General features: G+C 71.3%; 9 protein-coding genes. 4 read left to right on the top strand and 5 right to left on the bottom strand.

From position 1 onward, the window contains the following. Window positions 1–42 precede the first annotated feature (42 nt). Window positions 43–645 (top strand): MerR family transcriptional regulator, encoded by a 603-nt coding sequence (locus L1785_RS07410; RefSeq protein ID WP_236088576.1) that lies wholly within the window; start codon window positions 43–45, stop codon window positions 643–645. Next, a complete protein-coding gene (locus tag L1785_RS07415; RefSeq protein ID WP_236088577.1) occupies window positions 642–1,334 on the top strand; it encodes an MBL fold metallo-hydrolase in 693 nt (230 codons plus the stop codon). The genes L1785_RS07410 and L1785_RS07415 overlap by 4 nt, the downstream gene beginning before the upstream one ends. Before the next feature lie 25 nt (window positions 1,335–1,359). Here L1785_RS07415 and L1785_RS07420 read toward each other — a convergent pair whose 3' ends face one another. Together L1785_RS07420 and L1785_RS07425 are read right to left on the bottom strand one after the other, a co-directional pair. Continuing rightward, a complete protein-coding gene (locus L1785_RS07420) occupies window positions 1,360–2,664 on the bottom strand; it encodes a phospholipase D-like domain-containing protein (protein WP_236088578.1) in 1,305 nt (434 codons plus the stop codon). A gap of 5 nt (window positions 2,665–2,669) precedes the next feature. Continuing rightward, the gene (locus L1785_RS07425) at window positions 2,670–3,821 is read right to left on the bottom strand and encodes a tyrosine-type recombinase/integrase (protein ID WP_236088579.1); all 1,152 of its coding nucleotides are present in this window, start codon (window positions 3,819–3,821) and stop codon (window positions 2,670–2,672) included. Between the two features lie 358 nt (window positions 3,822–4,179). On the opposite strand from L1785_RS07425, the gene L1785_RS07430 reads away from it, so the two are divergent. After that, window positions 4,180–4,440, top strand: a complete 261-nt coding sequence (locus tag L1785_RS07430; RefSeq protein ID WP_236088580.1) for a hypothetical protein — start codon at window positions 4,180–4,182, stop codon at window positions 4,438–4,440. A 101-nt stretch (window positions 4,441–4,541) separates the two neighbouring features. Here L1785_RS07430 and L1785_RS07435 read toward each other — a convergent pair whose 3' ends face one another. From L1785_RS07435 to L1785_RS07445, 3 genes are read right to left on the bottom strand one after another with little or no spacing between them, the layout of a single operon-like run. Next, complete coding sequence (locus L1785_RS07435) at window positions 4,542–5,021, bottom strand: SRPBCC family protein (protein ID WP_236088581.1); 480 nt, start codon at window positions 5,019–5,021, stop codon at window positions 4,542–4,544. 22 nt (window positions 5,022–5,043) lie between these two features. Beyond that, the gene (locus L1785_RS07440; RefSeq protein ID WP_236088582.1) at window positions 5,044–5,451 is read right to left on the bottom strand and encodes a VOC family protein; all 408 of its coding nucleotides are present in this window, start codon (window positions 5,449–5,451) and stop codon (window positions 5,044–5,046) included. 5 nt (window positions 5,452–5,456) lie between these two features. Then, window positions 5,457–5,906: a helix-turn-helix transcriptional regulator gene (locus L1785_RS07445; protein ID WP_236088583.1), complete on the bottom strand. Its 450-nt coding sequence runs from the start codon at window positions 5,904–5,906 to the stop codon at window positions 5,457–5,459. Between the two features lie 204 nt (window positions 5,907–6,110). Here L1785_RS07445 and L1785_RS07450 point away from each other — a divergent pair, with 204 nt between their 5' ends. Continuing rightward, on the top strand, window positions 6,111–6,290 hold the full coding sequence (locus L1785_RS07450; protein WP_236088584.1) for a hypothetical protein: 180 nt from the start codon (window positions 6,111–6,113) through the stop codon (window positions 6,288–6,290). The last annotated feature ends 68 nt before the right edge of the window (window positions 6,291–6,358 follow it).

Consider the following 6,358-nt stretch of genomic DNA (forward strand, 5'->3'; position numbering starts at 1 on the left):
CAGGGGGCGCCCTAGCGTGGAGACGACACCTCAGGAGGCACAGTGAACACCAGCGGTGAGGTCAGAGCCGAGCGCGGTGCGGTCCCGCACGGCGCCCAGGGTCTCCTCTTCGGCGAGGACCTGACGGAGCAGGACACGTCCACGGGCTACCGCGGCATCACCGCGTGCCGCGTCGCGGGCATCACCTACCGTCAGCTCGACTACTGGGCGCGCACCGGCCTCGTCGAGCCGAGCATCAAGCCGGCCACGGGATCGGGCACGCACCGGCTGTACAGCTTCCGCGACATCCTCGTGCTGAAGGTCGTCAAGCGCCTCCTCGACACCGGCGTCTCTCTGCAGCAGATCCGCACCGCGGTGACGCACCTGCGGGAGCGCGGCGTGGAGGACCTCGCGCAGATCACGCTCATGTCCGACGGCGCGAGCGTCTACGAGTGCACCTCCGCGGACGAGGTCGTGGATCTCGTCCAGGGCGGCCAGGGCGTGTTCGGCATCGCCGTCGGCCGCGTGTGGCGCGAGATCGAGGGCACGCTGTCCGAGATGCCGACGGAGTCCGTGGAGGATCCCGACAGCGGCGAGGTGCTCCCGGAGCTGGCGGGCGACGAGCTCGCCGAACGGCGCCGCACCAAGGCGCGCACCGCGGTGTGACGACGCCCTGGCCTGAGTTCGTGCAGCTCACCTTCCACGGCCACGCCTGCGTCTCCCTGACCGACGGGGAGACGCGGATCGTCGTCGACCCTGGCACGTTCTCCGACACCGAAGAGGCCCTCGTCGGCGCGACCGCCGTCCTCATCACCCATGACCATGCGGACCACGTGGACACGGGTGTCGTGGCGCCGGCACTCCGCGAGACGCCGGGCCTGCAGGTGTGGGCCAGCGGACCGGCAGTGCAGGTCCTTCTGGCAGCCGGCGCCCCGGCCGAGCAGGTGCACGAGGCCGCCCCCGGGCAGGTTCTCGAGATCGGTGGAGCGAGGGTGACCACCGGCGGCGGACAGCACGCGCAGATCCACCCCGAGGTGCCGCGCGCGGTCAACGTGACGTACCTCGTGGAGCTCGGCGGGACGAGCGTCTACCATCCGGGCGACTCGTTCGACACCCCGCCCGCGACCGCTGGTGGCCTCGACGTGCTGCTCACCCCGGTAGCGGCACCGTGGCTGAAGACGGCAGAGGCGATCGACTTCACGCGGGCCGTGCCGGCTCGGGTGGTGATCCCGGTGCACGACGCGCCGTTGTCCGAGATCGGGCACCGGCTCACCGCGAACTGGCTCGACGCTCGCCGCCTCAGCGGAGAGTACGCCTACGCACGGCTGGTCAGGGGCGAGTCCTGGTCGAGCTGACAGGGCCTCGCTGGGCCGAGGGACCTCAGAGCAGCGGGCGCAGCGGCGCGATGAGGGCCTCGCCGATCTGGGCGATCCGCGAGCGCCGTTCCCACTCGGCGATGGTCAGTTCGCGCGCGTTGGACATGTCCATGCGGAACACGTCCTCCATGCGCCCCGCGAGCGCCGGGTCGACGATCTCGAGGTTGACCTCGTAGTTGCCGGTGAGGCTGAGCCGGTCGATGTTCGCGGTGCCGACCGTGGTCCACCGGCCGTCGATGACGGCGGTCTTCGCGTGGATCATGGCTCCCTCGTAGAGGAAGATCCGGACGCCGCCACGCAGGAGCGTGGCGTAGAAGCCGCGGGCGAGCCAGTCGGCGACGACGTGGTTCGAGCGTTCGGGCATCACGACGCGCACGTCGACGCCTCGGCGGGCGGCGGTGAGCAGCGCGGCGAGGATGTCGTGGTCGGGGATGAAGTAGGCCTGCGTGATGTAGACGTGGGAGACGGCCCGGTCGATCGCGTCGAGGTAGATGCCGCGGATCGGGAAGACGAGCTCGGACGGCGCGTTGCGGGCGGCCTTGAGGTGGGGCAGCCAGTCGGTGGAGCCGATGTCGTGCAGCACGGGCAGCTCGGGCCGGCGGTGCCGGTTCCAGAAGTCGACGAACGCGTTGCGCAGCTCCCACACGGCCGGGCCCTGCAGGCGCAGGTGGGTGTCGCGCCACTGGGTGGCGTAGAGGCTGCCGAGGTTGTACCCGCCGACGAACCCGATCTCGTCGTCGACGACGAGGATCTTGCGATGGTCGCGGCCGGAGCGGCGGATGTCGAGCATGAGCAGCCCTGGCCGCAGGGCGGGGAACCGCAGGACGTGCAGCGTCTTGGGGGAGGCCTGCGTCAGGTGCCGCGGGAAACGGAAGAAGGAGTACGGCACCACGAGGTTCGCGAACCCGTCGTAGATGATGTAGACCTTCACGCCGCGGGCGGCGGCGTCGATCAGTGCCTGCTTGAACTCCTGCCCGACCGCGTCGTCCTTCCAGATGTATGTCTCGAGCATCACGGTGTGCTGGGCGCCGCGTACGGCCTCCAGCATCGCGGCGTAGAGGTCGGCACCGAAGGTGTAGACCGTGGTCTCGGTGTCGCCGACCTGCTCGGTGAGCGGCTTCTCCGTCGGGAAGCGCGACGTGAGCGGGTGCATGCGCCGTCGGACCTTGTCGGTGACCGTCAGGGCCGCGGCCGCGAGGAGCGGGACTGCTGCCATCGCGATCGCCGCCCGTGTCGCGATGGTACGTACGGAGCGGACCGTCTCGGGGGAGACGTTGAGGCTGAGCCCTGGCAGGAGTCGCGACTGCACGGGTCTCACGGTACCGGGTCGCCCGCGGGTTGCCTCGGCATCGCGGGGTCCGTCAGCGCGCCGCTCAGCGGGTGCGCGCGGATGGCAGCCGCGAGCTCACCCTCGATCCGGTCCAGGTAGACGCCCGTCGTCGCGATCGACGCGTGCCCGAGCAGCTCCGCCACGACCTTGACGTCCCAGCCTTCCGCGACGAGCAACGTCGCCGTCGTGTGCCGCAGCGCGTGCGGGGTTGCCTCCCGCCGGTACGTCGCGGGCATGCGGTCCACGGCCCGGCGCAGCAGGCCGCGCACGGCCTGCGTGTCGATGCGCCGCCCGCGCCAGCTCAGGAGCAGCGCCCGCTGGGTGTCCGCGTCGTCCGGCCGGCGCGCGGCCAGCTCGGGCCGCAGGCGCTCCAGGTAGTCCTCCAGCGCCCGGGCGAGGGGCGGGCTCAGCGTCACCGTGCGGGGCGTGCCGCCCTTCCCGTGGATCCGCCACCGGGTCTCGCCGGGCTCTCGGATCAGGTCCGCGACGTCGGCCCGCGCCAGCTCCGACACGCGTGGTCCCAGTACGAGCAGCAGCGCCACCACCAGCCGGTCGCGCAGCGCGAGGTCCTGGTCGGGCCGCACGGCTTCGCTGCCCGCGGATCCCTTGGGTCGCCTCTGGCCTGCGCTCGCAGGCTCGCTCCGGCCACCGGCTCCAGGACCCGTCGCCCCGGGCGCGGCCGCCTCGAGCAGCGAGCGTGCCGCGCTGGCCGACAGCGCGGTGCGGGCGGTGCGAAGCCCGCCGCGCACCTTGGCCGGGGGAGCGGCCCACTGCATGGGGTCCGCCTGGACCCAGCACTCGCGGGCGGCGTGCGAGAAGAACCGGCTCACCGACTGGCGGAAGCGGTTGACGGTCGCCGTGGTGCGCCCGGGGCCGGGTTTGCGGCCAGGGTCGGTGTACCGGGCGTCGGGCGCCGACTGGTACCGGACGAGCAGGTGGTCGACGTCGGTGCCGGTCACGTCGTCCAGGACCCGGTCACCGCCGGCGAGGCGGGCGAACTCTGCGACGTCGCGCGCGTAGCTGCGGCCGGTGGTGGGGGACAGGACGCCCCGCAGCGTCTCTACCTCCACCGACGCGAGGTAGCGGCGGACCGCCTCTGCGACGGTGAGGCGGTCGAGACGCGGGGGAGCGACCATCGGAATCCTCTTCTCCTTGTGCGGCCTGGGCGGACGTACTGGTCAGAGCGTACGAGTCACCACTGACACGAGCGGGACGTTCGCGCAGGTCAGAGGCTCGTGAGGCGACCTGGAGCGATGCTGGGCGCAGGGGGAGCGTTTGACCGTTGTGTTGCGCTATACACCATTGTATAGAACGCGCGTTCGGTCGCGGTGGTGAGGTCGTTTCGTCAGTGGCCGCCGACCCGGTACCAGAGCTCGTGCCATGTTCGCCGACATGCCGGGGCGCGTTCCGTCGTCGGACGCCCGAACCTGGGACGATCGTCACGAGAGCGACATCATGACCATTGCGGTCGACGCGACGACGAAGGGGTGCGAGATGGCTGCGAGGTTGGGCAGGCGGGCATGGATGCTGGTGTGGGGCGCCGTAGCCGTCGTGGCGGCGGCCGTGCTGACGATCCCGACGAGCGGGACGCCCTGCGTGGTCGCGTCGGACGACTGCGTCGCCGAGGCCGTCAGCCTCGTCGGGATGCCGACGAACTGGTCGGTGTTCGGGATCGTCGTCGTGCTGGCGCTCGGGGGCATCTACCTCACGCTGCACCGCAAGACGAAGACGACGCGGGCCAAGGCCGCGGACTGACGCCCGGGGAGGGCGGCTCCAGGGCCGGCTCCAGGGCTCTCTCCGAGTCGTAATGACATAATGTGCATTATCGGTGGAGAGTGTGAGGTGCGACGGCTCGCTCAGACCACGTCCCCGCGGCGATGCGGCCCGGGTCGTGACTCGAGAATCCGGGCGGCTCGGAGCAGGTCCGAGCGAACCGCGGCAGGGGCGAGCGCCCGCAGCACCGCCCGGACCGGCAGCCAGCAGGGAGTGCTGTCGATGTCGATGGCGACCCGGAGCATCGTGACCTCCGGTTCGCCGTCGACCGGCTCGAAGCCGAGAGTGAGCCGCGCACTCAGCCCGTGCCACGTCCCGACCTCGCTCCATGAACCGGCCTCGCCGGCCTCGCCCGGCGGCATCATGGCGACGATCTCCATCCGGGGGTTGGCCCCCACCGCCGTCCGGTCCACCCACCGGGTGCCGGCCCGGGGTGACCCGCCGTCGACCAGGTGGATCGCCCGCAGGCTCGACTGCCACTCGGGTCGGTGTCGCGGGTCGGAAAGGTAGTCGAAGACGTGTCGTGGCGGTGCGGCGATGACCACCGAGAAGCTCGCCGTCACTCGCGTGGCACCCTGGTGGTGATCACTTCGCCTGGTTGATGCGGACCATGTTGCCCGCGGGGTCCCGGAAGGCGCAGTCCCGCACCCCGTAGTCCTGGTCCACCGGCTCCTGGACGACCTCGGCGCCGGCGGCCGCGATCCGCTCGAAGGTTGCGTCGAGGTCCTTGGTCGACAGCACGATGCTTGCGTACGTGCCCTTGGCCATCATCTCGGTGATGGTGCGGCGCTCGTCGTCGGTGATGCCCGGGTCTGCGGCCGGCGGGTGCAGGACGATGGATGCAGGCTCGCCGACGGGACCGACCGTGATCCAGCGCATCCCGCCGTACCCGACATCGTTGCGGACCTCGAAGCCGAGGACGTCGCGGTAGAACGCGATGGCGGCGTCGGGGTCGTCCTGCGGGAGGAACGTGTGGTGAATGGTGATGTCCATGGCACTCACGCTACGGGCGACGCCGAGGTCCGTGCTTCTCGATTCCTGACCGGTCGGGTCACCTTCTTCGCCTCGCACGACGGGATCCCCGCGGTCGCGCTCGTCTGTTCACGGCGGTAGGCGCTGGGTGACATGCCGACCAGCTCGGTGAAGCGCGTGCTGAACGTACCCAGCGACGAGCAGCCGACCGTGAAGCAGACCTCGGTGACGCTGAGGTCTCCCCGCCGCAGCAGCGTCATCGCGCGCTCGATGCGCCGCGTCATGAGGTAGCTGTACGGCGACTCACCGTAGGCGAGCCGGAACTGGCGGCTGAGGTGCCCGGCCGACATGTGCGCGTCGCGGGCGAGCGCCTCGACGTCCAGCGGCTGTGCGTACTCCCGGTCGATCCGGTCGCGGACGCGGCGCAGCCGCGCGAGGTCGCGCAGGTGCTGCGTCTCGGCTGGACTGCTGGTCACCCTCGCGATCGTGCCACCTCGCACCCGAGTTTGCCCAGCGCCGCAGAGCGTCCCGCTCCCCCAGGCCGATCGAGTGCTCGTCGCGCGTCCAGGCCCGGACCGGCCTGGGTCGTCCGGCCTCGGCCTGCGTGTGCCAGGTCACGATCGTGCAACCATCGACCGGGGCCCTGCAACGTTGTGACCTGCCGGCACGTGTACGTGGGCATGAGGAACAACACCGGCTGGTTCGACACCGCCGTCGAGACGTCGCACCGTCAGGGCGACACCGTCAGCACACCGCTGTGGGCGCCGCTCCTTGTGGCCGCAGGCGGGCTTCTGGGCCTGCTCGTGGCGGCAGCCGCGGGCGTCGCCCAGGTGGTGACCGTCGCAGTGGCGATGGTCTGAGCGGATTCACGACGGGCCCGGGGGCCCCGGGCGGCGCCGGGGGGGGTTGGGCGGGGCCCGGCAGGCGG

This window comes from Antribacter soli, assembly GCF_021568775.1.
Lineage (GTDB): Bacteria > Actinomycetota > Actinomycetes > Actinomycetales > Cellulomonadaceae > Antribacter > Antribacter soli.